The sequence below is a fragment of the Motiliproteus sp. genome (genome assembly GCF_965230735.1).
GTDB lineage: Bacteria > Pseudomonadota > Gammaproteobacteria > Pseudomonadales > Balneatricaceae > Motiliproteus.
In genome coordinates, this window is the sequence record NZ_OZ246016.1 from 3,649,308 (window position 1) to 3,674,918 (window position 25,611).

30 protein-coding genes are annotated in these 25,611 nt (G+C 56.5%); 12 read left to right on the plus strand and 18 right to left on the minus strand.

Annotated elements, in window-relative coordinates:
• Positions 1-183: 183 nt before the first annotated feature.
• From ACO05M_RS16895 to ACO05M_RS16905, 3 genes are read left to right on the plus strand one after another with little or no spacing between them, the layout of a single operon-like run.
• A complete protein-coding gene (locus tag ACO05M_RS16895) occupies positions 184-1,371 on the plus strand; it encodes an acetyl-CoA C-acyltransferase (RefSeq protein ID WP_421865578.1) in 1,188 nt (395 codons plus the stop codon).
• Positions 1,372-1,381: 10 nt separating this feature from the next.
• Positions 1,382-2,539, plus strand: coding sequence for an acyl-CoA dehydrogenase family protein (locus ACO05M_RS16900; protein ID WP_421865581.1), 1,158 nt, complete (start codon positions 1,382-1,384; stop codon positions 2,537-2,539).
• A gap of 29 nt (positions 2,540-2,568) precedes the next feature.
• Positions 2,569-3,336, plus strand: a complete 768-nt coding sequence (locus ACO05M_RS16905) for a 3-hydroxyacyl-CoA dehydrogenase (protein WP_421865583.1) — start codon at positions 2,569-2,571, stop codon at positions 3,334-3,336.
• Between the two features lie 90 nt (positions 3,337-3,426).
• Here the strand turns inward: ACO05M_RS16905 and pspC are convergent, their stop codons facing one another.
• Genes pspC through pspA form a run of 3 tightly spaced genes read right to left on the minus strand, consistent with a single transcriptional unit; the run spans position 3,427 to position 4,773 of the window.
• Positions 3,427-3,840: an envelope stress response membrane protein PspC gene (pspC, locus tag ACO05M_RS16910; RefSeq protein WP_421865586.1), complete on the minus strand. Its 414-nt coding sequence runs from the start codon at positions 3,838-3,840 to the stop codon at positions 3,427-3,429.
• Between the two features lie 10 nt (positions 3,841-3,850).
• On the minus strand, positions 3,851-4,087 hold the full coding sequence (gene pspB, locus ACO05M_RS16915) for an envelope stress response membrane protein PspB (RefSeq protein ID WP_114695354.1): 237 nt from the start codon (positions 4,085-4,087) through the stop codon (positions 3,851-3,853).
• Between the two features lie 11 nt (positions 4,088-4,098).
• Positions 4,099-4,773: a phage shock protein PspA gene (gene pspA, locus ACO05M_RS16920; RefSeq protein WP_114695353.1), complete on the minus strand. Its 675-nt coding sequence runs from the start codon at positions 4,771-4,773 to the stop codon at positions 4,099-4,101.
• A 197-nt stretch (positions 4,774-4,970) separates the two neighbouring features.
• On the opposite strand from pspA, the gene pspF reads away from it, so the two are divergent.
• Positions 4,971-6,017, plus strand: coding sequence for a phage shock protein operon transcriptional activator (gene pspF / locus ACO05M_RS16925; protein ID WP_421865589.1), 1,047 nt, complete (start codon positions 4,971-4,973; stop codon positions 6,015-6,017).
• Positions 6,018-6,080: 63 nt separating this feature from the next.
• On the opposite strand, the gene bfr (ACO05M_RS16930) is transcribed toward pspF, so the two are convergent.
• The 3 genes from bfr (ACO05M_RS16930) to ACO05M_RS16940 all read right to left on the minus strand — a co-directional run bounded on the left by bfr (ACO05M_RS16930) (position 6,081) and on the right by ACO05M_RS16940 (position 8,362).
• Positions 6,081-6,548, minus strand: coding sequence for a bacterioferritin (gene bfr / locus ACO05M_RS16930; RefSeq protein ID WP_114695351.1), 468 nt, complete (start codon positions 6,546-6,548; stop codon positions 6,081-6,083).
• A 10-nt stretch (positions 6,549-6,558) separates the two neighbouring features.
• Positions 6,559-7,026, minus strand: coding sequence for a bacterioferritin (gene bfr / locus ACO05M_RS16935; RefSeq protein ID WP_114695350.1), 468 nt, complete (start codon positions 7,024-7,026; stop codon positions 6,559-6,561).
• Positions 7,027-7,141: 115 nt separating this feature from the next.
• Positions 7,142-8,362 carry a DUF2325 domain-containing protein gene (locus ACO05M_RS16940; protein ID WP_421865592.1) on the minus strand — a complete coding sequence of 407 codons (1,221 nt, stop codon included), beginning with the start codon at positions 8,360-8,362 and terminating at the stop codon, positions 7,142-7,144.
• 178 nt (positions 8,363-8,540) lie between these two features.
• Between ACO05M_RS16940 and ACO05M_RS16945 the strand changes: the two genes are divergently transcribed.
• Both ACO05M_RS16945 and msrA read left to right on the plus strand, forming a co-directional pair.
• Positions 8,541-8,735 carry a (2Fe-2S)-binding protein gene (locus tag ACO05M_RS16945; protein WP_421865594.1) on the plus strand — a complete coding sequence of 65 codons (195 nt, stop codon included), beginning with the start codon at positions 8,541-8,543 and terminating at the stop codon, positions 8,733-8,735.
• A 398-nt stretch (positions 8,736-9,133) separates the two neighbouring features.
• Entirely contained in the window at positions 9,134-9,598 is a 465-nt protein-coding gene (gene msrA / locus ACO05M_RS16950; protein WP_421865597.1) for a peptide-methionine (S)-S-oxide reductase MsrA, read from the plus strand.
• A gap of 19 nt (positions 9,599-9,617) precedes the next feature.
• Here the strand turns inward: msrA and ACO05M_RS16955 are convergent, their stop codons facing one another.
• A complete protein-coding gene (locus ACO05M_RS16955; RefSeq protein ID WP_421865600.1) occupies positions 9,618-9,872 on the minus strand; it encodes a zinc ribbon domain-containing protein in 255 nt (84 codons plus the stop codon).
• Between the two features lie 155 nt (positions 9,873-10,027).
• Here ACO05M_RS16955 and ACO05M_RS16960 point away from each other — a divergent pair, with 155 nt between their 5' ends.
• The 3 genes from ACO05M_RS16960 to ACO05M_RS16970 all read left to right on the plus strand — a co-directional run bounded on the left by ACO05M_RS16960 (position 10,028) and on the right by ACO05M_RS16970 (position 12,660).
• Complete coding sequence (locus tag ACO05M_RS16960) at positions 10,028-10,390, plus strand: histidine triad nucleotide-binding protein (protein ID WP_421865603.1); 363 nt, start codon at positions 10,028-10,030, stop codon at positions 10,388-10,390.
• A gap of 153 nt (positions 10,391-10,543) precedes the next feature.
• Complete coding sequence (locus ACO05M_RS16965; protein ID WP_421865605.1) at positions 10,544-11,482, plus strand: bifunctional enoyl-CoA hydratase/phosphate acetyltransferase; 939 nt, start codon at positions 10,544-10,546, stop codon at positions 11,480-11,482.
• Complete coding sequence (locus tag ACO05M_RS16970) at positions 11,479-12,660, plus strand: acetate/propionate family kinase (protein WP_421865608.1); 1,182 nt, start codon at positions 11,479-11,481, stop codon at positions 12,658-12,660. The genes ACO05M_RS16965 and ACO05M_RS16970 overlap by 4 nt, the downstream gene beginning before the upstream one ends.
• A 39-nt stretch (positions 12,661-12,699) precedes the next feature.
• Here ACO05M_RS16970 and ACO05M_RS16975 read toward each other — a convergent pair whose 3' ends face one another.
• The gene (locus ACO05M_RS16975) at positions 12,700-13,095 is read right to left on the minus strand and encodes a c-type cytochrome domain-containing protein (RefSeq protein WP_421865611.1); all 396 of its coding nucleotides are present in this window, start codon (positions 13,093-13,095) and stop codon (positions 12,700-12,702) included.
• 116 nt (positions 13,096-13,211) lie between these two features.
• Here ACO05M_RS16975 and fabI point away from each other — a divergent pair, with 116 nt between their 5' ends.
• The 3 genes from fabI (at position 13,212) to ACO05M_RS16990 (ending at position 15,541) form a co-directional block, all read left to right on the plus strand.
• Positions 13,212-13,982: an enoyl-ACP reductase FabI gene (gene fabI / locus ACO05M_RS16980; protein WP_421865614.1), complete on the plus strand. Its 771-nt coding sequence runs from the start codon at positions 13,212-13,214 to the stop codon at positions 13,980-13,982.
• 91 nt (positions 13,983-14,073) lie between these two features.
• Positions 14,074-14,706, plus strand: a complete 633-nt coding sequence (locus ACO05M_RS16985) for an NUDIX domain-containing protein (protein ID WP_421865617.1) — start codon at positions 14,074-14,076, stop codon at positions 14,704-14,706.
• A 16-nt stretch (positions 14,707-14,722) separates the two neighbouring features.
• A complete protein-coding gene (locus ACO05M_RS16990) occupies positions 14,723-15,541 on the plus strand; it encodes an alpha/beta hydrolase (RefSeq protein WP_421865620.1) in 819 nt (272 codons plus the stop codon).
• 23 nt (positions 15,542-15,564) lie between these two features.
• Here the strand turns inward: ACO05M_RS16990 and mazG are convergent, their stop codons facing one another.
• From mazG to lepA, 10 genes are all read right to left on the minus strand, one after another.
• Positions 15,565-16,410 carry a nucleoside triphosphate pyrophosphohydrolase gene (gene mazG, locus ACO05M_RS16995; RefSeq protein ID WP_421865623.1) on the minus strand — a complete coding sequence of 282 codons (846 nt, stop codon included), beginning with the start codon at positions 16,408-16,410 and terminating at the stop codon, positions 15,565-15,567.
• 47 nt (positions 16,411-16,457) lie between these two features.
• Entirely contained in the window at positions 16,458-18,725 is a 2,268-nt protein-coding gene (gene relA, locus ACO05M_RS17000; protein WP_421865626.1) for a GTP diphosphokinase, read from the minus strand.
• A 73-nt stretch (positions 18,726-18,798) separates the two neighbouring features.
• Complete coding sequence (gene cysM, locus ACO05M_RS17005) at positions 18,799-19,695, minus strand: cysteine synthase CysM (RefSeq protein WP_421865629.1); 897 nt, start codon at positions 19,693-19,695, stop codon at positions 18,799-18,801.
• A gap of 105 nt (positions 19,696-19,800) precedes the next feature.
• Positions 19,801-20,178 carry a holo-ACP synthase gene (gene acpS, locus ACO05M_RS17010; protein ID WP_421865632.1) on the minus strand — a complete coding sequence of 126 codons (378 nt, stop codon included), beginning with the start codon at positions 20,176-20,178 and terminating at the stop codon, positions 19,801-19,803.
• On the minus strand, positions 20,175-20,918 hold the full coding sequence (gene recO / locus ACO05M_RS17015; RefSeq protein ID WP_421865635.1) for a DNA repair protein RecO: 744 nt from the start codon (positions 20,916-20,918) through the stop codon (positions 20,175-20,177). The genes acpS and recO overlap by 4 nt, the downstream gene beginning before the upstream one ends.
• Positions 20,902-21,810 carry a GTPase Era gene (era, locus tag ACO05M_RS17020; protein WP_421865638.1) on the minus strand — a complete coding sequence of 303 codons (909 nt, stop codon included), beginning with the start codon at positions 21,808-21,810 and terminating at the stop codon, positions 20,902-20,904. Before era ends, recO begins: the two co-directional genes overlap by 17 nt.
• Positions 21,807-22,493: a ribonuclease III gene (gene rnc / locus ACO05M_RS17025; RefSeq protein WP_421865641.1), complete on the minus strand. Its 687-nt coding sequence runs from the start codon at positions 22,491-22,493 to the stop codon at positions 21,807-21,809. Before rnc ends, era begins: the two co-directional genes overlap by 4 nt.
• Entirely contained in the window at positions 22,486-22,866 is a 381-nt protein-coding gene (locus ACO05M_RS17030; RefSeq protein WP_421865643.1) for a DUF4845 domain-containing protein, read from the minus strand. Before ACO05M_RS17030 ends, rnc begins: the two co-directional genes overlap by 8 nt.
• A 59-nt stretch (positions 22,867-22,925) precedes the next feature.
• Positions 22,926-23,738 carry a signal peptidase I gene (gene lepB, locus ACO05M_RS17035; protein ID WP_421865646.1) on the minus strand — a complete coding sequence of 271 codons (813 nt, stop codon included), beginning with the start codon at positions 23,736-23,738 and terminating at the stop codon, positions 22,926-22,928.
• Between the two features lie 12 nt (positions 23,739-23,750).
• On the minus strand, positions 23,751-25,550 hold the full coding sequence (gene lepA / locus ACO05M_RS17040; protein WP_421865649.1) for a translation elongation factor 4: 1,800 nt from the start codon (positions 25,548-25,550) through the stop codon (positions 23,751-23,753).
• Positions 25,551-25,611: the final 61 nt, after the last annotated feature.

The window sequence follows — 25,611 nt, forward strand, 5'->3', positions numbered from 1 at the left end:
GTTTCCGTGGCTGATACCAACGCGTAGATCAGCCTAATCGACCGCCTTCACTGTAACATTTTGTGATCATGCAGGTCACATATCGTCATTTATTGTGATGCTGTTATCACCGATAGTAGCTAATCTTTAAGAGCCCCAGGCCTTGCCAGGCCATCAGCTAGCGTTTAACAGGAAGCTATTATCATGAGCCAAGCCAACGATCCTATCGTCATCGTCTCCGCCGCCCGTACCCCGATGGGCGGCATGATGGGTTCCCTAAGCGCCGTCCCCAGCCCCAAACTGGGTGCGGTCGCCATCAAGGCCGCCGTCGAGCGCGCCGGTCTGAGCGGCACCGATATCGACCAAGTTATTATGGGCTGCGTGCTGCCCGCCGGCCTGGGCCAGGCCCCTGCCCGTCAAGCGGCCTTGGGCGCCGAACTGCCGCTGTCTGCCGGCTGTAACACCATCAACAAGATGTGCGGTTCCGGCATGAAAGCGGTGATGGACGCCCACGATCAGATCAAAGCCGGCACCAGCGATGTGATGGTCGCCGGCGGCATGGAAAGCATGAGCCAGGCTCCGTACCTGCTGCCCAAAGCCCGCGCCGGTTTCCGCATGGGCCACGGTGAAGTGATCGATTCGATGTTCTTCGACGGTCTGCAGGATGCCTACGAAGGCGGTCTGATGGGCAGCTTCGCCCAGTCCTGTGCCGACGAGTACAGCCTGACCCGCGAAGCGATGGACCAGTTCGCCATCAACTCACTGAACAAGGCCAACAAGGCCATCAACGAAGGCTGGTTCGAAGGCGAGATCGCCCCGGTTACCATCAGGTCCCGCAAGGGCGAGCAGCAAGTCACTTTCGACGAGCAGCCCGGCAACGCCAATATCGACAAGATTCCGCAACTGCGTCCGGCGTTCAAGAAAGACGGCACTGTCACCGCCGCCAACTCCAGCTCGATCTCCGACGGCGCCGCCGCGCTGGTGTTGATGCGCGAGAGCGATGCCAAAGCCCGCGGCCTGAATCCGCTGGCTCGTATCGTCGGCCACAGCACCCATGCCCAGAAGCCGTCCGAGTTCACCATCGCGCCTATCGGCTCGGTCCAGAAGCTGCTGGAGAAGATCAACTGGAGCACCGACGATGTCGACCTGTTCGAGATCAACGAGGCCTTCGCCATGGTCACCATGCTGGCGATCCAGGAGCTGGGTCTGGATGCCGACAAGGTCAACGTCAACGGTGGCGCCTGTGCCCTGGGTCACCCGATCGGCTGTTCCGGCGCCCGGATTCTGGTCACCCTGATCTACGCCCTGCAGCGCCTCGGTAAGAAGCGCGGCCTGGCCTCCCTGTGTATCGGCGGTGGCGAAGCGACCGCCGTGGCGATCGAGCTGATCTGAGGACCCCGACATGGATATGATGCTCAACGAAGATCAGTCGATGATCCAGGAGATGGCGCGTAAGTTTGCCGAGGGTGAGCTGGCGCCGGTGGCGGAAAAGCTGGACCAGGAAGGCGATCGCGAGCTGTTTCTGGGCAACCTCAAACAACTCGCCGAACTCGGTTTCATGGGCCTGAACGTCAGCGCCGAATACGGCGGCACCGAAGCCGGCACCGTCGCCTTCAGCGTTGCGATCACCGAGATCGCCCGCGCCTGCGCTTCCACCGCGGTGACCATGTCGGTTACCAATATGGTCGCCGAAGTGATCCAGGTGGTTGCCTCCGAAGAGCAGAAGCAGCGCTACCTGCCCCGTCTGTGCAGCGGCGAATACGCGGCCGGGGGCTTCTGCCTGACCGAAACCGGCGCCGGCTCCGACCCCTCCTCGATGAAGACCAGCGCCGTGCTGGATGGCGACGAGTGGGTGCTCAACGGCGCCAAGCAATTTATCACCAGCGCCGAGTTCGCCGGGGTGTTTGTGGTCTGGGCGGTGACCGATAAGGACGCCCCCAAAGGCAAGGGTATCTCCTGCTTTCTGGTCGAAAACAACATCCCCGGCCTGACCGTCTCCAAGGCGGAGAAGAAGATGGGACAGCACGCCTCGGCCACCAACGAAGTGCTGTTTGAAGACTGCCGTATCCCCAAGGATGCGCTGATGGGCAAGCTGAACGACGGTTTCCGTGTCGCCGTGGCCGAACTGGCCGGCGGTCGCATCGGTATCGGCTCGCTGGCACTGGGCATCGGTCAAGCCGCGATGGACTACGCCCGCGTCTACCTGACCGAGCGTAAGCAGTTCGGCAAGCCGATCGCCAACTTCCAGGGCCTGCAATGGATGCTGGCCGACGCCTACACCGAACTCGAAGCCGCGCGACTGCTGCTGATGAACGCCGCCGCCACCAAGGAACGCGGCGAGCCGTTTGCCAAGCAGGCATCGATGGCCAAGCTGTACGCCTCCGAAAAAGCCAACGCAGCCTGCTACACCGCGCTGCAGATGATGGGTGGCTACGGCTACATTAAAGAGTTCCCTCTGGAGCGCTACACCCGCGATGCCCGCATCACCTCGTTGTACGAAGGCACCAGCGAGATTCAACGGGTGATCATCGCCCGCGAACTGCTGCGCGAGATCGGCTAATCCCCGCCCTACTGATTTAAGGACAGAGTATGAAACTGCAAGATAAAGTCGTTCTAGTCACCGGTGGTGCTTCCGGGCTGGGACTCAACAGCTGCCGCCAACTGGCCAAGCAGGGTGCCAAGATCGCCGCCTTCGATCTGAATGAAGAAGCCGGTAACGCTTTGGCCGACGAGCTGGGCAATCAGGGCTTGTTCCTGAAGGTCGACATCACCAGCAGCGATGCGGTCGAAGCCGCCGTTGCTCAGGTGATCGAGCATTACGGCACCATCGATGTGGTGGTTAACTGTGCCGGTATCGCGCCGGGTGGCAAGGTGGTTGGTCGTAACGGCCCATTGGCGCTGGAGAAGTTCGCTCAGGTGATCAACATCAACCTGATCGGCACCTTCAACGTGCTGCGCGTCGCCGCAGCCCAGATGGCCACCAACGAAGCCGACAGTAATGGCGAGCGTGGCGTGATCATCAACGTCGCCTCGGTTGCCGCGTTCGACGGTCAGATGGGACAGGCCGCCTACAGCGCCTCCAAGGGCGGTGTCGTCGGTATGACCCTGCCGCTGGCCCGTGATCTGGCCAGCCTGGGGGTTCGGGTGATGACCATCGCGCCGGGGATCTTCGATACCCCGATGATGCAGGCGATGGACGACAAGGTGCGTGATCCGCTGATTCAGATGGTGCAGCATCCCAAGCGCTTCGGCGATCTGGACGAATTCGCCGGCCTGGTACAGCACATCATCGAGAACAGCTACCTGAACGGCGAAACCATTCGCCTGGATGGCGGAATCCGGATGGAGCCCCGCTAAGCTCAAAACTGATCGACCAACCCCAGACACAACAAAGCCGCCTCCGAAAACGGGGCGGCTTTTTTATTGCTTCAGCCTTAGCCGGTTGCGTTATAGGTCGTTGATCTCACGCTGAAACTGGTAGCGCTTCGAGGTGACGTAACCTTCCATACGACGCAGCTTTCGATCGATCTCCTGCATCCGCTGCTGAATATCCTTGAGTCGCTGTGCCGCCGGCTTCTGGTATTGAAACAGATGATGCTCCTCTTTTTGGCCGTAAGCGTCTGCTTTTTGCTCGGTTCTGCGTGGCCGTTTGGCCAGCAGGAAGTAACCGGCGATATAAGCGATCACAAACAGCTGGGTCACAAAGATAAACAAGCTGATCGCGATCAAGCGGGCGGCCCACAACGGAATATCGAAGTAGTCCGCCAACCCGGCACAGATGCCGGCCAGCATGCCCCGCTCGGGGTTCCGATAGAGGTTTCGGTTGTAACCATTCGCTTTGTTCGGGGTTTGATCGTACATAGTGATCTCCTTAGTCAGACTCCCGCTTCCAACCGGTGTCCTGGTCGGTCAGGATTCGCTCCAGCGTGTTGATACGCTGTTCCAGGCCTTCAATGGTTCCTGCCATCTGCCGTAGCAGCTGTTGCTCTTCCTGAGACAGACCCTGCTGAGCTTTTCGTTTGCTCCAGTAATGCAGGATCAGCCACAGGGGTGCCACGATGGTGAGAAATACGATCGATGGCACGAAGAAAAAAACCATGGTGCTCATAAGCTGCTCACCTATTCAGCGTTGTTTTTCATCTTGTTTTTTATCGCATCCAGCTCCTGCTGGATATCATCTTCGGCAGCCAGATCATTGATCTCATCGGCCAGGTTGGTCTTCTGTGTGTTGCCCATATCGTAAGCTTCAACCTGCCCTTCCAGATCGTCGAGTCGACGCTCGTACTGGTCAAACTTGTCGAAAGCCCGGTTCAGTGTTTCCCGATTGGTCTTCTTACGAATCTCCAGTCGCGACTGCCCGGTCTGTTCCCGAACCAGCAACTCTTTCTGTTTGGCTTTGGCAGCCTCCAGCTTGCTCTGCAGCTGGCCGATCTCGTCGTTGAGCACTTCCAGCTGCTCATTCAGGAAGCTGAGCTCTTTGTTACCCGCTTCGGCGGCCTCTTCAGCGCGGCGCTTCTCCATCAGTGCGCCTTTGGCCAGATCTTCACGACCCTTGCTGATCGCCAGTTCAGTTTTCTTAAGCCAGTCCGCCGCTTCTTCCAGCAGGGTTTCAATACGACGCTGAAGCTCCTTTTTGTCCGCGATCAGCTTGGCCGACGTGGTTCTGACTTCGATCAGCGTATCTTCCATCTCCTGGATCATCTGACGGATCATCTTCTTCGGATCCTCGGCACGGTCCAGCAGCGAGGTGATGTTGGAATTCACGATGTCCTGAAAGCGAGAAAAAATACCCATGATGGTTCTCCTTGTGTTGTTGCCTAAAACTTCAATTACTCCAGATATAGCGATTACCGTGCCAACTTTAGATAGGCCACTTAACCTAATGTTTTAAAAGAACTTGTTAACAAAAAGCAAAATTAACCATTGAAAGCAGAATGGCTAAAAAATACACTTTTAGCCATATAGATCATTTTGAATGGATTTTTTAGCCAATGGATATGCCAGCTATTCTCGGCGAGTCCGAGCTGTTCAACCAAACCCTGGAACAGCTCAGCCTGGTCGCCCCGCTGCACAAGCCTGTTCTGGTATTGGGTGAGCGCGGGACCGGTAAAGAGCTGATGGCACAACGGCTGCATTACCTGTCCGAGCGCTGGGACAAGCCCTTTATCAAGCTCAACTGCGCGGCCTTAAGCGAGTCACTGCTGGAATCCGCGCTGTTTGGCCATGAGTCCGGCGCCTTTACCGGTGCCAGTCGCCAGGTCAAAGGCTGCTTCGAGCGAGCCCACGAGGGCACCCTGTTTCTGGATGAACTGGCTACCGCCTCCCTACGGGTGCAGGAAAAACTGCTGCGGGCGATCGAGTATGGTGAGATCGAACGACTGGGCGGACAGGAAACCCTGCGTGTCGATGTGCGGGTCATCGCGGCGACCAATGCCGACTTGCCGACACTGGCGCAACAAGGGGAGTTCCGTGCCGACCTGCTCGATCGGCTGGCCTTCGATGTGCTGCACCTACCGCCGCTGCGCCTGCGCGACATGGATATCCTGCTGCTAGCCGAAAGCTTCGCGATGGCGATGTGCCGAGAGCTGGATTGGCCGGTGTTCGCCGGCTTCACCGAGCACGCCATCGAACAACTGATGGATTACCCCTGGCCCGGCAATATCCGCGAGCTGAAAAACGTGATCGAGCGGAGCCTTTATCGTCACCCCGATGCCCAGCTACCGCTGGATGAGATCATCATCGATCCCTTTCTACGCCCCTGGGTAGACCGTATGGCGACAAACGCAGCACCATCGGGAGCTATTCCGACAACGGACTCTGAAAGCCCGGCGGTAACAGCAACCGAGACCAATCCGTTCGACCAGGTGGTAGCGACAGGAGATATGAAGCAACAGGTCACCGATTTCGAGCGCCAGCTGTTACAACAGGGCTTGCGTCACAACAGTTATCAACAGAAGCGCACCGCCAAGCACCTGGGACTGAGCTATCACCAGCTCAGGGGCTATCTGCGCAAATACCCCGACCTGCTAGAGCGCTGAGGCGCCATAAAAAAGCCGCCCTTAGTGAAGGGCGGCTTTCTGAACAACTCAACAAATGGGCGCTTACATCTTCGACTGCAGGTAGTTCTGGATACCGATCTTCTTGATCAGGCCCAACTGCTGCTCCAGCCAGAAGGTATGGTCTTCCTCGGTATCGGCCAGCAGGCCTTCGAGGATTTCACGGCTCTGGTAGTCGCTCTCGGCCTCACACAGGGCGATCGCTTTCTTCAACTCATCACCAACCTCGTATTCAACCAACAGATCGTTGTTGAGCATCTCGGGAACATCCTTACCAACCCGCAACGGGTCACGGTTGACCATGTTCGGCGTACCTTCGAGGAACAGAATCCGCTCGATCAGCTTGGAAGCGTGCCCTTTTTCATCTTCAAACTCGTGGGCGATCCGCTCGTACAGCTCGTTCAAGCCCCAATCGCGGTACATCTCGGAATGGATAAAGTACTGATCCATGGCGGTCAGCTCGCTGGCCAGCAGGCGGTTCAGCTGGTCGATGATTTTTTGATTGCCTTTCATGGGGTTGTCCTCAGCTCATCTGCGACTGCAGGTAGTTCTCGATGCCGGAGTTCTGAATCAGGTATTGCTGCGTCTCGATCCAGTCCACATGCTCTTCTTCGTATTCCAGAATATCCTCGAGCAGATCCCGACTGACGTAATCCTGCTGGTTCTCACACTCGGCGATGGCGGCCCGCAGCGCATCCAGCTGCTCCATCTGCAGGGTCATATCGCATTCGAGCATCTCGGCGGTATGCTCACCGATACGCAGACGATTGAGGTTCTGCAGGTTCGGCAGCCCCTCCAGAAACAGGATCCGTTCGATCAGATCGTCGGCCTGCTTCATATCTTTGATCGATTTCTTATAGCTCTTCTCGTTCAGCTCACCCAGGCCCCAGTTGCGAAACATCCGTGCATGCAGGAAGTACTGGTTGATTGAGGTCAGCTCGATCGTGAGTATTTGATTAAGGTGCTTGAGCACCTGATCATTGCCTTTCATGTCGTCCACCTAGTGACAGTCAGTGGTTGAATACGGTCATTATCAAAAATGATAATCCGCAATTGTAGACTCAATTGCTCGGATTAACCAACCGCTAAGTTATTGATTATTCTACCTAGTAGATGTTATCAAAGCGCGAATCGTTCGCAATCTTAAGTCCATGGGAAAAGGCCGACAAACTCGCGCTGCGCAGCGGAATAAACGGCTTGTTGTGCTGTTTGCAGAATCGCTTAACCCGCAGACAGGCATCGTGGCTGACACAATCGATCGGGCAGAACACCAGATCGGCGTTGACCAGGCCATCACACAAGCCGGCGCGACTATCCTCTTTACCGCCGTCATGGCAGATCAGCTCCCCGTTGAGCGATTCCACAAAAGTCCGTAATCGCGGTGTCACCGTGGCCCGACCACCGATATAGCCGAGCCGTTTTCCTTGAAGATCTAACGCAGCGGCATCACTCCCGGAGGTCTGAGCAGTATCCATGGGCTGACGCTGAATCAGCAACTGCTCCAACGCACGCTCCAGCGTATCGCGCTCTTCCCGGGTTTCATCCAATTGCTCCAGCAACCCTTGCTGGCCGTGCTCCAGTTCGGTCAGGCGCAGGTCACGCTGTACCAGCTGCTGCTCCATCCACTCGAATCGACGGTTGAGGGTCCTGGCCTGCTTGCGACTTTCACTGAGCTGTTCCCAGAGTTGCTGATCCTGCGGTGGTGCCGGTTGAATCAACGCACGCATCGAGTCCAGCGCCCGCTGCTGTGCTGCCAGTAGATCCTCTTTGCGGTTCAACTTGGCGGCATGGTCTAGCTGTATTTTCTCCCGGCTTTGCTGAAGCTCGATCAGCTGCTGCTCCAACCGGGCGGTATATTGCAGGTCTGCCCGGTTCGACGCCCCCTGCAGGTGTGACAGCATATGCACTTCACCCAAAGCTCGATCGGCCAGTACCTGACTGGTTGATTGGTGGCTCAGCAACGCCCAGAACGGCCCGGCAAGCTCGCCACTACGACGACCCTGATCCCAGAACGCCTGCCGCTGTAGATCAGAATCCAGCTTGCTGTAGTGCTGGATCCAGCGCTGATACTTTCGCTCCAGCAGCTTATACACACGCCGCGAAGTGGCACCGTTCTGCCCCACCAGACTGACGATACCGGCATGGAGCTGATAATCGCTCAACCCAGCGCCGATCTCTCTGCGGCAGTTATTCTGCACCTTGCGAAGCTCCGCCATGCTCAAGCAGGTCCCCACCACCGGACAGTGATACTGGCGCGGCATCTCCCAGAGTTTCAGGCGGGCTTTATTCGAGGGTGTTGGCATCGTCGGCTTACATTGATCGCACATTGGAGACTCTATTGACTACTCAAAACATACGAATAGTAATCGATATCATTCGTGTCAATCAATTATCTCTACCGGGAGCAGAACTTAATATGGATCAAGTTGAGAAAGCAGTGCTTGTTGATACGGATTCGCATTTGCATTATTATGACATCCAATCTCACTTGATCAGGAAACGACCATGTACGTCTGTGTTTGCAAAGCCGTCACCGACAGCGAACTTCAGAACAATGTGGAGGCTGGTGCCGAGAATGTCCGCCACGTCAGCCGTTCAACCGGTCTGGGTACCGAATGCGGCAAATGCGTCTGCTTTGCTCGTGAGCGAATCGAACATCACCGCTCTGCGATGCTTGAACTGGCCGAACAGATCGCCTAAAAATCTCTTCGACGGAGCCAACAAATAAGCCCCCGCGATCTCGCGAGGGCTTTTCTCGTACTAGCTCCAATAGCCGTTGCTAACAGCATTACTCTAATGCCACTGCGATGACAGGCAACAATAGGTTTTATTGGAAAGTTCAGCACTAACCATCACTGCCACTTACCGATCCCCACGCTGTCCGGATATTCGTATCCGCGAGTACCGATTCCCCTCACCACTGCCCTCGACCTAGTATAAGCTTGTCCCACACAGCTGCTGGACAGACAAACCGGCAAACAAGTGCTGCCGCGAGACGGATCAAACAGCCCCAAGCAGATTGATCGTAATAAATCACGACCGCCAGCGTCCATCCAGCTATAGATGTTCACGACAGGATCAATAATGAGGAGAAGCCTATGACTCTGGCTACATTTGCCGCCGGCTGTTTTTGGGGAGTACAGGCCCGATTCGATGCCCAACCGGGTGTCACCCAAACCACCGTCGGCTACATGGGCGGCCACCTGGATAATCCGGATTACAAATCGGTTTGCACCGATAGCACCGGCCATGCCGAAGTGGTGCAGTTGGAGTTTGATCCCGCCGTGGTCGACTACCCTCAGCTGTTGCAACTGTTTTGGCAACTGCACGACCCCACCACGCTAAACCGCCAGGGACCCGATGTCGGTAGCCAGTACCGCTCGGCGGTGTTTTTCCATAGCGAAGAACAGCAACAGCAGGCCGAAGCGATGATGCAGCAGTTACAGCAACAATCACCGCGCCCGATCGTGACCCAGATTGTTCCAGCGGCCCAGTTTTACGAAGCCGAGGAGTATCATCAGAAATACCTGGCTAAACAGGGATTGCCCAGCTGCCACCTATAAGATTCAGGACCGCTAGACACTAGAATCCGCAGCTACCGCCCGGACAGCCGCCTCCGGTTGCGCAGGGCGGCGCTTTCGGGTTCTTCAGCGACCGGGCATGCACGACCGCCCCGCCGGTGGCCAACCGCTCCACCGGCGCTTCGGGATCAATCGTACCGGTGTCGATCCCCAGGCGCTCACATAGCTGGGCCCAACTACTTAGCTGCTCATTGATTCCATGACGAACTTCATAGACCTCGCCGGTCGCGCTGCAACGGTAATCGTAGGTGGGCATCGTATTCTCCTGTTCAAAAACCCGGCCGGTGGGCGGCATCTGCCTCGTACCGACAGTACTGGCCATTAGCGGGGCGGCTGTCTATTATCCGATGACCGCCGTCCAAGGCCAATCCTAAAGGCCAACTTTGAAGGCTACCCTGAAAGGAGAGAAGCATGAGCTGTCTGTTTTGCAAGATCATCGACAAGGAGATCCCCGCCGACATCGTCTATGAAGATGAACATGTGCTGGCTTTTCGCGATATCAACCCGCAAGCCCCGCACCATCTGCTGGTCATTCCGAAGAAGCATATCGCCACCATCAACGAAGCCGACGAGGCGGATGCCGAGATCGTCGGCCGCTTATCATTGACAGCAGCTAAGCTGGCAAAACAGCTTGGTTTCGCCGACAGTGGCTATCGCACCGTGATGAACTGTAATGAGCACGGTGGACAGACCGTTTACCACATTCACCTGCACGTACTCGGCGGCAAAGCAATGGGCTGGCCTCCCTATACAGACCAGCTCAAACAAGCATAAATCGCACCCGATATGTGCATCGCAGCATCAGAATTGATCACGATCAGGCGCCGAGTAACAAAGTCGGCGCCACCCCCCTAAACCCTCTTCACCGCACTGCAATATAAGCCTATTATTGTCTTCAGATTCTTATCTGACAGATGCAGGTGACCCATGGTTAAGGATACCCCCCCACCGGCCCACAACCAGCTCGAGTACTTTATCGAGCTCACCAGCAAAACCCCGCCGGTACCCACCGCCGTTATCCATCCTGTCGATGCCAATAGTCTGATTGGTGCCGTCGAAGCCGCCGAACGTAAGATCATAGAGCCTATTCTGGTTGGTCCGGAAGAGAAGATTCGCTTTGCCGCGCAAGAACAGAATCTGGATATTGATCGGTTCCGTATCGTCGATACTCAGCACAGTCATGAAGCCGCCGAAACCGCCGTCGCCATGGCCCGTAGCCGGGATGTTCAGATTTTAATGAAAGGCGGGCTGTCGACCGATGAGATGCTTCGAGCGGTGGTCCATAAAACCCAAGGCGTGAGGACCGAACGGCGTCTGAGCCACATCTTTTTGCTGGACGTACCCAATTACCATAAACCGCTGATGATCACCGACGCAGCGATCAATATCGTGCCGGATCTGAACATCAAGCGCGATATCGTCCAGAATGCGATCTACTTCTGCCAGGCGCTGGGGATTGAACAACCCAAGGTTGCGATTCTGGCGGCGGTGGAAAAGGTCAAATCCAACATGCAGAGCACCATCGACGCCGCCGCACTCTGCAAAATGGTCGATCGCGGCCAGATCACCGGCGGTATCCTCGACGGCCCGTTGGCGTTTGACAACGCCATCTCACTGGAAGCCGCCCGGGACAAACATATCCAATCTTCGGTATCTGGCGATGCCGATATCCTGCTGGCACCCGATCTGGAAGCCGCCAATATGATGGGCAAACAGCTTATCTATCTGGCCGGTGCCAAATCCGCCGGACTGGTGATGGGTGCGCAGGTCCCCATCGTACTGACCAGCCGCGCTGAAAAAACCCTAGGACGACTGGCCTCCTGTGCCCTCGCCGCCCTGCAAGCCACCCGTGGAAAGCAACTATGAGCAGTATCCTGACCGTCAACGGCGGTTCATCCAGCCTGAAATCGGCCCTCTACAAAGTCGTAGCCGATCAGCCGGAACTTCACTACAACTTCAAACTCAGCAATATCCTGGCCCAACCCCGGGCTCAGATTAAGGATGCCGACGGCAACCTGATCACCGATCTAAAACTGGACTTCGCCGCCATCGACGAGAGCGGCCGCCATCAAGCCTGTCTCGATTTTATCTTCGCCTGGATCAACAGCCATGCCCATGAGCATAAGCTGACCGCCATCAGCCACCGTGTCGTTCACGGCGGTGAGCGTTACAGTCAACCGGTCGAAGTCTGCGATCAGCAGCTCGAACAGCTGCGTGAATATATCCCGCTGGCGCCGCTGCACCAGCCCTACAATCTGAAACTGATCGAAGCCTGCCACGCGCTGCTGCCGGAAATACCTCAGGTTGCCTGCTTCGACACCATGTTCCACAGCCAGATGCCGCTGGAAGCCAAGCAGTTCGCCCTGCCCCGTGAGATGTACGACGAGGGAATTCGCCGCTACGGCTTCCATGGCCTGTCCTATGAATATATCTACCGCCAGCTGGAACAGCGTGATTGTGCTCAGCTCAACACCATCGTCGGCCACCTGGGTGCCGGCGCCAGCCTCTGCGCCATCAAGGAGGGCCTTAGCATCACCTCGACCATGGGCTTCACCGCTCTGGATGGACCGCCGATGGGTACCCGCTGCGGCGCTATAGATCCGGGGGTACTGCTGTACCTGATGCGCGAAAAAGCGATGGATGTCGATGCGATCGAGAAGCTGCTCTACAAAAAGAGCGGCTGGCTGGGCGTATCGGGCGGTTTGACCAGCGAGATGGCCGAACTGCTGGCCAGCGACAGCCAGCAAGCCCGCGAAGCGGTCAACCTGTTCTGCTACCGGGTCGCTCGTGAGATCGGTAGCCTGGGCGCGGCACTGGAAGGGATCGAACAACTGGTCTTTACCGGCGGCGTAGGCGAGAACAGCGCCGAAATCCGCTCGCTGGTTTGCCAGCGCAGCCGTTGGCTGGGTATCGAGATCGACGATGCCGCTAACCGCGCCAACGCCGAGATCATCAGCACCCCGGGTAGCCGGGTCTGTGTCCGGGTTATCGCCACCGATGAAGAGCAGATGCTGGCCCAGCACGCGTTGGAAGTACTGGAGTGATTCAGACTCGAATCTAGGCCTGCAAAAACGGGAGCCTGCTCAGCGGGCTCCCTGCTCGATCCAGCGACGGATCAACTGGAATTGCTCCTCGCTGAGCGCTTTCTCCCCCGGCGGCATCTGACTAAAACGCCCCGGCACCTGTTTGATCATATTGATCAAACGGCCCTTGTCCGGCTTGCCGGCAAAATAGCTCGGACCATTCTTTCCTCCTTCGCGAAGGTTCTCCAGCGAATCCATTCGCAGCCCCCCTTTGGGAAACCAGCCTTCATGGCACTCGACACAGTGCTGGTCGAAGATCGGTTTGATCTGATCCTGATAGGTTACCGGCTTGTCGTCGGCTATGGCACCAACCGAAACCGTTAGCGCCGCAGCGCAGCATAGACAGCTCAATACGCTATTTCTGGCAACGATCTGTTTGAGAATAAGACGATTCATGGACTTCACTTGATTTTTGGGTCTACGCATCAACAAATTGAGCAAATTTAGTTGCACTGCAACATAAGAGGAATATGCTAAATATCAACGCTGTATCTTACTATGGAGTCCACATTATGAACGCTGCGTTGATGCAAGGGAAAAAAGTTCTGATCGTCGGCATCGCCAACGATAACAGCATCGCTTACGGCGCCGCCCGTAAACTGCGCGAGCAGGGAGCCGAGCTGTGCATCACCTACCTGAATGACAAAGCTCGCCGCTTTGTCGAGCCGCTGGCCGAAGAGCTGGCCGCCGAGCTGTTGTTGCCACTGGACGTAACCCAGCCGGGCCAGCTCGAAGCGCTGTTTGACGAGATCGAACAGCGCTGGGGAGTACTCCATGGGCTGGTTCACTCGATCGCCTTCTGCCCACTGGAAGACCTGCACGCACCGCTGTCCGAGTGTTCCCGCGACGGTTTCCTGACCGCCATGGATGTATCCTGCTACTCCTTTATCGAGATGGCTCGCTTGAGTAAGCCGCTGATGACCGAAGGCGGCAGCCTGATCAACTACTCCTACCTGGGCAGCGCCATCGCCACCGGTGACTACAACATCATGGGCGTCGCCAAGGCGGGTCTGGAAGCGGCAACCCGCTACCTGGCCCGTGATCTGGGCCCAGCCGGAATCCGGGTCAACTGTATCTCGCCGGGGACCATCCAGACCCGTGCCGCCGGCGGGATCAAAAACTTCGACGCCATGCTCGAGCATAACGCCAGCATGGCCTGCGACGGCAAGCTGCCAACGATCGATGAGGTCGGCAACGCCAGCCTGTACTACCTGAGCGAGCTATCCAATGGGGTGACCGGCACCATTCACTATGTTGACCACGGTGTCTGCATCGCTGGCTGATACAACCTCGAACCACCGACCCAGCAGGCTGCTGTTTCCAGCCCGCTGGGTTATAGTTCAGTGATTGATTTCCACCAGCCAGTTGAGCGCAATGACAACGGACGACAGCACCTCCAACGGCAAGCCCGATACGCTATCCACACCCGCTGAATCTAGCGCTACCCTAGGGGTTGAAGCCGCCAATCCCTGGACCCGGCTGGCCAGCAAGCTGATCTACGAAAACCCCTGGATCAGAATTCGCGAAGATAAGGTGCTGACCCCATCCGGTAGCGAAGGCATCTACGGCTTGGTGAAATTCCGTAATCGCGCGGTAGCGATAATTCCGATCGACAATGAGGGTTACACCTGGCTGGTCGGCCAATACCGCTATGCGCTGGGTGACTACAGCTGGGAGGTTCCCATGGGAGGACACCCGGTGGAACTGGATCCACTCGACGGCGCTCATAAAGAGCTGCGAGAAGAGACCGGTCTGCGGGCACAACAGATGACCGAATTTCTGCGGGTTCAGATCTCCAACTCGGTGACCGACGAGTTGGGAGTCGCCTATCTGGCCCAACAACTGACCCCGGGGGAGACCGACTTCGACGACACCGAGCAGCTGCAGATCCGGCGGCTGCCGTTCGATGATGCTATCGCGATGTGCCTCGACGGTCGCATCCAAGACCTGTTCAGTATCGCCGCACTTCAGCAGCTGGCCCTACGACGCAGTGAATTCGGTGTCTAAGCCCGGAGGTTCTGAGATGGCCTGGTGGATCAGCCTGCTGTGGTTCTGCCTGCTGAGCTATCTGGCTCTGGTCGGGCTGACCTATCTGTTTCAGGACAATCTCGTGTTTCAGCAACGCGCCCTCGATCCGGCCGATCAGCAGCGATGGCAGGCCTATCAAGTTGAATTTGAACGCCAGGACGGAATCCGACTGCACGGCTGGTTCCGGCAAAGTACCTCTGAGGGTGCTCCCTTGCTGATCTATTACGGCGGCAATGCCGAGGAGATCAGCTGGAACCTGGAACCGCTGGGCCGTTTTAATGCTTCGCTGCTGCTGATCAACTACCGTGGTTATGGCCATAGCAGCGGCAAACCTTCGGAGGCAGCGCTGAAGGAAGATGCACTCTGGCTGCTGGATCAGATCACCACCGAGTATCAGATTCCGCTGGCGCGAACCTTTGTTATGGGGCGCTCACTCGGCTCCGGTATCGCCGCTTACGTTGCCGCCGAACGGGCCATTGCCGCGTCGATACTGGTGACCCCCTACGATAACTTTATCGCCCTGGGCCGGCTCCATTACCCATGGCTGCCGGTGGACTGGTTGGCCAAACACCGGTTCGAATCTGATCGATTAGCCGCGCAAATCGCCAGCCCGGCACTGAGCCTGCTGGCGGGCAAGGATCGGATCGTTCCACCCGAACGTGGCCGACGACTGATGTCACTTTGGGGGGGAGAAACCGAGATTCTGGAGTTCGAGCGAGCCGATCATATCGATATCACCGATCAGCCCGGCTACTGGGAGGCGATTGGTCGCTTTATCGAACAACATTCGCCAAACCGAACCAACCGCCACTAACCAGCGACCACCAGGCTGTCGGCTTAAGTTTCTTCGGCCAGCTGTTGTTTGGCCTGTTGCCAGAGCTGGTCGAGAACGGCTTCGTCGGTGCTGCTCATATCCAGACCCTGCGCGGCTGCCAACAGCTCGACTCGACGAAAGCGTTGCTCGAACTTGCCGTTGGCCTGACGCAATACCTGTTCAGAGTCCTGCTTCAGATGCCGTATCAGATTGACGCAGGAGAACAGCAGATCCCCCAGTTCATCGGCGATTGCCTGCTCATCCTGCTGTTGAATCGCCTCCTGCACCTCGACAATCTCGGACTGTAGATTCTCGAACACCGGTGCCAGCTCACGCCAGTCAAACCCGACCGAAGCCGCCCGCTTTTGCAGTTTATGAGCCCGCATCAGTGCCGGCAGGCCGGTTGAGATATCATCCAGTACCGAGGCGGCGTCTGTTTCAGACTCGATATCCGACTCGGCCCGCTTTGCCGCCCGCTCTTCGGCCTTGATCCGCTCCCAGTTCTGTTTGATCTGCTCTTCAGTGAGCTTGTCGGAGCTGCCGAAGCTGGCGAAGGTACCGTCGGGGTAGACATGGGGATGGCGACGAAGCAGCTTGCTGACCAGTCCATCGATAATATCGTCGAACCGGAACTGCCCCTGCTCCGCACAGATCTGGGCATAGAACACCACCTGGAACAGTAGGTCACCGAGTTCATCACAGAGATGATCGTGATCCTGGCGTTCGATGGTATCGATCACCTCGTACACCTCATCGAGGGTATGGGGAACGATAGAAGCCAGGTCCTGTTTCTGGTCCCAGGGGCAACCGTGCTGAGGATCGCGCAGCTGGGCCATCAACCGCAGCAGATCGTCCATTTGGTAAGCCATTGTTGTCGCGTCCTTAATCCATGGGGCTCAGCGAGCTGCCAGAGAGCCTACTCGGTCCCCGGCAGCATGCGGTGTACATCGGAGATATTCGGTAGCTGGCCGATCTTATCCATCACCCGCCCCAGGTCTTCCAGGCGATTGATCTCGAAGGTGATCAGCACCCTGGCGGTGCCCTCTTTCTTGTCGGTCCGGGTATTCACCGAAATCACGCTGATCCGTTCGTTCGACAGCACCACCATGATGTCACGCAGCAAGCCGTGTCGATCCAGCGCATCGATACGGATATCGACCGGATAGGCCTGATTGGCATCTTCGCTGCCCCAGCTGACCTCAATCATCCGCTCGTGATCGCTCGACTCCAACTGCAGCGCGTTGATGCAATCCTGACGATGGATCGATACCCCGCGCCCCTGGGTGATGTAGCCGACGATGGCATCGCCGGGTACCGGTTTGCAGCAGTTGGCCACCACCGTCAGCAGGTTACCGACCCCGAGAATTGACAGGTCGCCGCTACGCGGACTTGCCGGTGCGGGTTCAGAGCGCGGTAACAGATCCAGGTCGAGCTGCTCGTCGGCTTCTCGCTTGGCTTCGATCTGCCGCTGGGCCGCCCCGAGAATCTGGCTCAGGCGCAGGTCTCCGGCCCCTACCGCGGCATAGAGATCATCAACCTCGGCATACCCCTGGCCATGGGCAACCCCTTTGAGATCCACATCGCTCAAGGCCAGACGCTTGATCTCACGTTCGATAATCTGACGACCGTCGTGAACATTCTGATCCCGGTTCTGATCTTTGAACCAGTGACGGATCTTGGCTCGTGCCCGCGATGAGGTGATATAGCCAAGGTTGGGGTTCATCCAATCACGGCTGGGTCCGCCCTGCTTGGCGGTCATGATCACCACCTGGTCACCGGTCTTGAGCTTGGCGGTGAGCGGTACGATCTTGCCGTTCACCTTGGCACCACGGCAGCGATGACCGACTTCGGTGTGAACCCGGTAGGCAAAATCCAACGGTGTCGAGCCGGCCGCCATATCAACCACATGACCATCCGGAGTGAAGGCGTAGATACGGTCATCCTCGATATTACCGCGTAACTGATCGATCAGGTCGCTGGCATTACCGACATCGTCCTGCCACTCCAGTACCTGCCGCAGCCAGGCGATCTTGCCCTCATAACTGTCGCTCTTGGAGCTGGTGTCGGTGCCCTTGTAAAGCCAGTGGGCACAGACTCCCAGCTCGGCATCATCGTGCATGTCGTGGGTGCGGATCTGAATCTCCAACACCTTGCCTTCAGGGCCGATCACCGCCGTATGCAACGAGCGGTAGCCGTTCTTTTTCGGCGAAGCGATGTAGTCATCAAACTCGTGAGGGATGTTTTTCCACAGTCCGTGAACGATCCCCAGGGCGGCGTAACAGTCGCGCACTTCGGGCACCAACATCCGCACCGCACGCACATCGTAGACCTGATGGAAGTCGATGTTCTTGCGCTTCATTTTGCGCCAGATGCTGTAGATATGCTTGGCCCGACCCATCAGCTCGGCATCAATGCCGATGTTGGCCATCTCGGTTTTCAACCGATACAGCACATCGTCGATATATTGCTGCCGATCGAGCCGCTTCTCGGCCAGCAGGCTGGCGATCTGCTTATACGCATTGGGTTGCAGGTAGCGAAAACTGAGGTCTTCCAGCTCCCACTTGATATGGCCGATACCGAGTCGGTGTGCCAGCGGGGCATAGACATCAAACACCTCGCGGGCGACCCGGTAACGCTTCTTGCGATTACCGTTCTTGACCGCACGGATAGCACAGGTACGTTCAGAGATCTTGATCAGCGCGACCCGCACATCCTCGATCATCGTCACCAGCATCTTACGGACGTTATCGAGCTGACCTTCACTCTGCCCCAGCACCGAATCGGGCGTTGGGTGCAGCAGGGTGCCGATTGCCGCCATCTGCAGCACGCCGTCGATCAGCTTGGCGACCGGAGCGCCAAACTCATCACGCACCCGCTCGAGTGGCAACCGTTTCTCACGTACGGCCCGATACAGAATCGATGCGACCAACGCATCCTGATCCAACCGCAGCTCGGCCAGGATTCCGGCCATCTCCAGTCCGGTGACGAAGCTGTTGGTACCCTCTTCCTGCCAGATGTCTTCCTGCGGGCTCTCCTGCTCGTGAGCCCAATGACTGAGCTCGCAGGCACGAACCAACAGCGCTTCATCGGTGACGTTAACATCGGTACGGATGCGCTCGAGCCATGCACTCAGATCAACCGAACCGGATTCGTCCAGCGGGTGGTCCTGACGGACTTTAACCATCGGTGATACTTCTCCTCTTCATCGTCGGTCGGCAACCGACGATGGTGATTATTCTTTGCGGTCGCTGGTGAGATTAATCGTTGAAAACCCCGGTCGACAGATAGCGGTCTCCACGGTCACAGATGATGCAGACTATCACGGCATTTTGCAGCTGCTGATTCAACCGCAATGCGCCAGCTACCGCGCCGCCGGAAGAAACGCCGCAGAAGATGCCCTCCTGCCGTGCCAGCTCGCGCATGGTATGTTCCGCTTCCTGCTGGCCCATATCGATAATGCTGTCAACTCGATCGGCATTATAGATCTTGGGGAGATAGGCTTCCGGCCAGCGGCGGATTCCGGGAATACTGGCGCCGTCTTCCGGTTGCAGGCCGACAATCTCGATGGCTGGGTTCTGCTGTTTCAGATAGCGTGATACACCCATGATGGTACCGGTGGTTCCCATCGAGCTGACGAAGTGGGTAATTTTACCCTGGGACTGCTGCCAGATCTCCGGCCCGGTGGTGTCGAAGTGCGCCTCGGGGTTATCCATATTGGCGAACTGATCCAGCACCTTACCCTTGCCCTGATCCTGCAGGCTCAGGGCCAGATCCCGAGCCCCTTCCATCCCCTGTTCCTGGGTCACGCTGATCAGTTCGGCACCGTAAGCGGTCATCGCCGAACGACGCTCGGCGCTCATGTTCTCGGGCATGATCAGGATCATTCGGTAGCCCTTGATCGCCGCAGCCATCGCCAGCGCGATACCGGTATTGCCGCTGGTGGCCTCGATCAGGGTATCGCCAGGCATGATTTCTCCCCGGCTTTCGGCCCGGTTGATCATGCTGAGGGCGGGGCGGTCCTTGACCGAACCGGCCGGATTATTACCTTCGAGCTTAACCAGCACGGTATTGCTGGTGTTGCCGGGAAGTCGCTGTAGCCGTACCAGCGGGGTGCCTCCCACATATGCTTCGATCGTGGGGAATACTGAATCCATCGATAATACCTACTCGTTTAATTCGGTCTGAAGTGTTCGGTGCTCGCCTGTTTACCTGATCAACCGCATATGGAACAAAAATCAACGCTTGATCGGGGGCACAGCTTATTGCTCCAGCACCACAAAAGCTACTACATGGTCCTGCTCATCGGACAAAGTCAGGTGGATACGGTTCACTCCGAGTTGTTCGGCACGTTCGGCGGCACCGTCACTCAACCGCAGCTGGGGGGCGCCCCACTCATTATGGTCAATATGAAAATGCTGCCAGGAGACACCACGACCGATTCCGGTGCCCAACGCTTTGGACGCCGCCTCCTTGACCGCGAAGCGCTTGGCCAGAAACACGGTCGGTCGCGCATGTTCTTGCCATTGTTGCAACTCATCCGGGGTCAGAATGCGGGCCGCAAACTTTTCACCCAACCGGTCGCTGCTGGCGTCGATCCTGGCGATCTGAACAATATCGGTCCCTATCCCGATAATCATGACAACGCCTCCTGGGACGGATGCGGGGCAACGGGTGATGCCTGAAACAGCTCCCGACTACGCAAAGGTCGGTCACCCAAATGAACCGCCAGCAGGCTCCGCATCAAGCGCTTTGCACTGCGACGAATCTCCTCATTCTGAAAATCATCCCGAGCGATCGCTAATAGCTCATGACCCCGATAGCTGCCGGGCTCGATTTGTGGTGATCGGATAAAGCCCTGGTGCGGATCAAGATGGTAAGCACTCTCAGCCTGAATCGGCTGGCCACTCAAACAATAGTCAAAGTCGATTCCCAGTCCGAGCTGCTGCAACAACTGGCGCTCATAGATTCTCAATACCGGTTCCTGCTGCTGCGGGTCGTTCAGTCGCTCTAACGCCAGCTGATAATAAGCAAACAGCTTGGGTAAGGGGTCTGCTTGGGGGATCAACCGTAACGTCAGCTCATTGAGGTAAAGACCACACCAGAGCGCCCTTCCCTGCAGCAGAGACACAGCACCCATCGGCTCGCCGCTCAACAGAGTCTTCAGCTCAGCTCGCCCGCGCCAGTTTAGCTCCATCAGTTGGAACGGCTGGGTCAGGATACGTTGTTTGGAACGCGAGCCTCGAACCCCTTTAACCACCGCTCGGATCAGCCCTTGCTGCTGGCTGAAATAATCTACCAGCGCGCTGGTTTCACGATAGGGGCGACTATGGAGTACGTAACCCGATTGCCGTTCAAACCGATCAGCCGATGTCGTCATAACCCAGGGTACGCAGGGCCCGTTCATCATCGGACCAACCACGCTTAATCTTGACCCATAGGCGCAACATCACCTGGGTATCGAACAGCCGCTGCATATCGATACGGGCTTCCTGACCGATACGCTTGATCCGCTCACCCCGATTACCGATTAGAATCCGTTTCTGTCCATCGCGCTCAACCAGAATCAGAGCACTGATATGCAGTACCGTACCATCATGGCTGAACTCTTCGATCTCGACGGTGATCTGGTAGGGCAATTCATCGCCTAACTGGCGCATGATCTTCTCACGGACCAGTTCGGCTGCCAGAAACCTTGAGCTGCGATCGGTAATCTGCTCCTCGGGGAAGTAGTGAATCTCTTCGGGAAGGCGCTTGAGCACCTGCTGTTCCAGCAGGTCAACATTGTGACCATGCTTGGCCGATAACGGGATCACTTCGGCGAAGGCCATCTTTTGAGACAACTGCTCCAACTGCGGAAGCAGTGATTGTTTGTCATCGATCCTGTCGGTTTTGTTAACCGCCAGAATGACCGGTAAACGTGAATGCTGAAGTTTCTCCAATACCGCCTGGTCTTCATCGGTCCAGCGATCGCGGTCGACGATGAAGATAACGATATCAACATCCCGTAACGCAGAGCTGGCGGCCCGGTTCATGTAGCGATTAATCGCTTTGCCACCATCCTTGTGCAATCCCGGTGTATCGACATAGATCGCCTGAGTGTTCTGTTCGGTCTTGATTCCCAGAATCTGATGGCGAGTGGTCTGGGGCCGACGGGAAGTAATGCTCAGTTTCTGACCCAGAATCCGATTCATCAGCGTCGATTTGCCGACATTCGGACGACCAACGATCGCCACATAACCGCAACGACTTGGACTGTTCTGTTCCGTCATGATTTGTCTCCGACCCCGAGCGCATCCAGAGCCGCCTGGGCAGATTGCTGTTCCGCAATTCGCCGACTGCGCCCCTGTCCCTGGGATCGTTGACTCAGTAACTGCACTTCACACTCGATATGGAAAGTCTGATCATGGGCCTCGCCCTCAACTTTGATCAGATGATAAACCGGCAGCTCGGAACGTCGGGATTGAAGAAACTCCTGCAACCGGGTCTTCGGATCTTTCTGGGTATCCTCCAACGACAAGCCTTCCAACCGGCTACGGTACCAGGTCAGTATTCGTTCACGGCAGGTTTCCAGGCCAGCATCCAGATAGATGGCACCAATCAACGCCTCAACCGCGTCAGCCTGAATCGAGCGGCGGTTAAAGCCACCGCTTTTTAACTCGCCGGCGCCCAGCAGCAAAAACTCTTTCAACTGCATCTCTTCGGCCAATTCGGCCAGGGTCACACCCTTGACCAGTCTGGCCCGAAGCCGACTTAACTGACCTTCTTTTGCATCAGGAAAGCGTTCAAACAGGTCGTCGGCGATAACGAAGTTGAGGATGGAATCACCCAAAAACTCCAGCCGCTCGTTATTTCTGGCACCACAGCTACGATGGGTCAGAGCCAACTGCGCCAAAGATGCATCCTCGAAACGGTAACCCAGCCGTTTTCCAAGGCGCGGAATCGGATCACTCACTCGGCTTGCCTATGTACTGCTCTTTAAACATCACCACGGCCGCGACGTTATGGAACATCGGGATCCGTATCTCATAGTCGACATCCATAATCACCTCGCCTTTATCCTTGGTGATTTTAAGAAACTCTTTGGGCAACTTGAGATTATTAACACGCATCTTTTTGATAACACTGAGTTCTATCTGACGCTTATTCTTGGACAGCATCTGCTGATCCAGCTCCACCGTCCGCATAATAGACTTCAGGGTCTGATGATCGGCGTAGGCCGGCGCCAGCTTAAATCCAACGGCAACAAAAATCCCCGCCACCAACAGAAATGTCAGCAGACCCAGAAAAGTCCAACCACCCTGTTTGGAACACTTCGATATCATCATGCGACGACTCCTTGGTTGAATACGCTAAACAGTGCCATCCCTGGCCCTACTGTTCTTGATTATTGGATCGCTCCGTTATTGCTGAAGCTGGGTAGGCTGCCCCAGGACTTCCAGTGCATCCAGACAGCAAAGGCCTTACCGACGATCAGCTCGTCCGGCACAAAGCCCCAAAAACGACTGTCGTTGCTGTTATCCCGATTATCACCCACCATAAAATACTGTCCCTCGGGGACTACCCACTCGGCCGGCTGACGAGGCATGGTTTTATCGATATAGATCTGATGCTCGATCTCACCCAGCTGCTCATTCAACAGTCGGCGCATTCCACGCTGACTGGGCAACTCGGCCAGCAGCTCCAGCGCGACCGGCTCACCATTGATCGTCAGCTGCTTATTGGCATAGCGAATACGGTCACCCGGTAGCCCAACAACCCGCTTGATATAGTTTATCCGCGGATTGTCCGGATACTTGAATACCATCACATCCCCCCGCTCTGGGTTGTTCATTGGGATGATCTTGGTACCCACCACCGGTAAGCGGATGCCGTAGTGATACTTATTGACCAGGATAAAGTCGCCGATTTTCAGTGTCGGCAGCATTGACCCTGAAGGGATCTGAAACGGTTCCACCAGAAATGAGCGCAACACCAGCACCAATGCCAGCACCGGGAAAAAGGACTTGGAGTACTCCACTAATACTGGTTCGGGCGCCAGCTTATCCAGCGTGTCTTCATCAAGCTCAACCGAGGATTGAGTCTGCGCCTCGGTTGCCAACTGCCGACGGCCCTTGGCCAGAAACAGTGCATCAAACAGCCAAACTAGGCCGGTCACGGCCACCAGGATCACCAGAACTAAAGAAAAATCGATATCCATGGCAGGCTGTCCTTAATTGTCCATCTTCAACACGGCGAGGAAGGCATCCTGCGGAACCTCAACACGCCCCACCTGTTTCATCCGTTTCTTACCCTCTTTCTGCTTCTGCAGCAGTTTTTTCTTACGACTCACGTCACCGCCGTAGCATTTGGCGGTTACATTCTTACGCAAGGCTTTAACGGTGGTTCGGGCGATAATCTTACCGCCGATCGCCGCCTGAATCGCCACATCAAACATCTGCCGCGGTATCAGATCCTTCATCTTTTCACACAGCGCCCGACCACGGTACTGGGCATTATCCTTGTGCATGATGACCGCCAAGGCATCGACCCGCTCGGAGTTGATCAGGATATCCAGACGCAACAGTTTAGCCGGCTCAAACCGGACAAAGCTGTAGTCGAGCGAGGCATAACCGCGACTGACCGACTTCAGCTTATCGAAGAAGTCCATCACCACCTCGCTCATCGGAAGCTCATAGGTAATCGACACTTGGTTGGCCAGGTACTGCATATCCTTCTGTACGCCACGCTTTTCGATACAGAGTGTGATTACCGGTCCCAGATAGTCTTTGGGCACCAGCATGTTGGCCTCGACGATCGGCTCGCGCATCTCTCGGATCGACCCGAAATCGGGCAACTTGGACGGGCTGTCAACATAGATCACTTCGCCGGAGTTCAACTCCACTTCGTAGACCACCGTCGGCGCGGTGGTGATCAAATCGAGATTGTATTCACGCTCCAGCCGCTCCTGAATGATCTCCATATGCAGCAGACCCAGGAAACCACAACGGAAGCCAAAGCCCAATGCGTCGGAGCTTTCAGGTTCGAAGAACAGCGATGCATCGTTTAGCGTCAACTTGCTCAGCGCATCGCGGAAATCTTCGTAATCATCGGAGCTGACCGGGAACATCCCGGCATAAACCTGCGGTTTGATCTGCTGGAATCCCGGCAGGCTCTCTACATCGGGGGTCTTCAACAGGGTCAGAGTGTCCCCCACAGGAGCACCCTGAATATCCTTGATTCCGGCCACCACGTAACCAACCTCACCGGCTTTCAATTCGCCGGTCGAATTACGCTTGGGTGTGAATACACCCACGTCATCAACCATATAGTTTTGGCCGGTGGACTTAACCAGGATCTTGTCTTTCTTGCGCAGGGTACCCTGGGTCACACGCACCAGAGACACCACCCCCAGGTAATTGTCGAACCAGGAGTCGATGATCAACGCTTGCAGCGGCGCATCGACATCACCTTCGGGAGGGGGGATCAATTCAACCAGCTGCTCCAATGCATCCTCGACACCCATACCGGATTTAGCGCTGACGGCCACCGCATCCTGGGCATCGATCCCGATCACCTCTTCGATCTCCTGCTTGACCCGTTCCGGTTCAGCCTGGGGCAGGTCCATCTTATTCAGTACCGGCATCACCTCCAGTCCCTGCTCGATGGCGGTATAGCAGTTGGCTACCGACTGAGCTTCGACGCCCTGGGCGGCATCCACCACCAGCAACGCCCCTTCACAAGCCGCTAGAGAACGGGAAACCTCGTAGGAGAAATCCACATGCCCCGGGGTGTCGATAAAATTCAGCTGGTAGGTTTTGCCGTCCCGTGCCTTGTAATCCAGCGTCACACTCTGCGCTTTGATGGTGATGCCGCGCTCACGCTCGATATCCATCGAGTCAAGCACCTGCTGCTCCATCTCTCGCTCGGACAAACCGCCGCAGATCTGGATAAACCGATCGGCCAGGGTCGATTTACCATGGTCGATATGGGCAATGATGGAAAAGTTACGGATATGACTCAGATCACTCACTGGGGCACCAACTCTGGCTGGGTAGGCAAAAACAAAGCGCGAAATTGTAGCCTATTTTAGC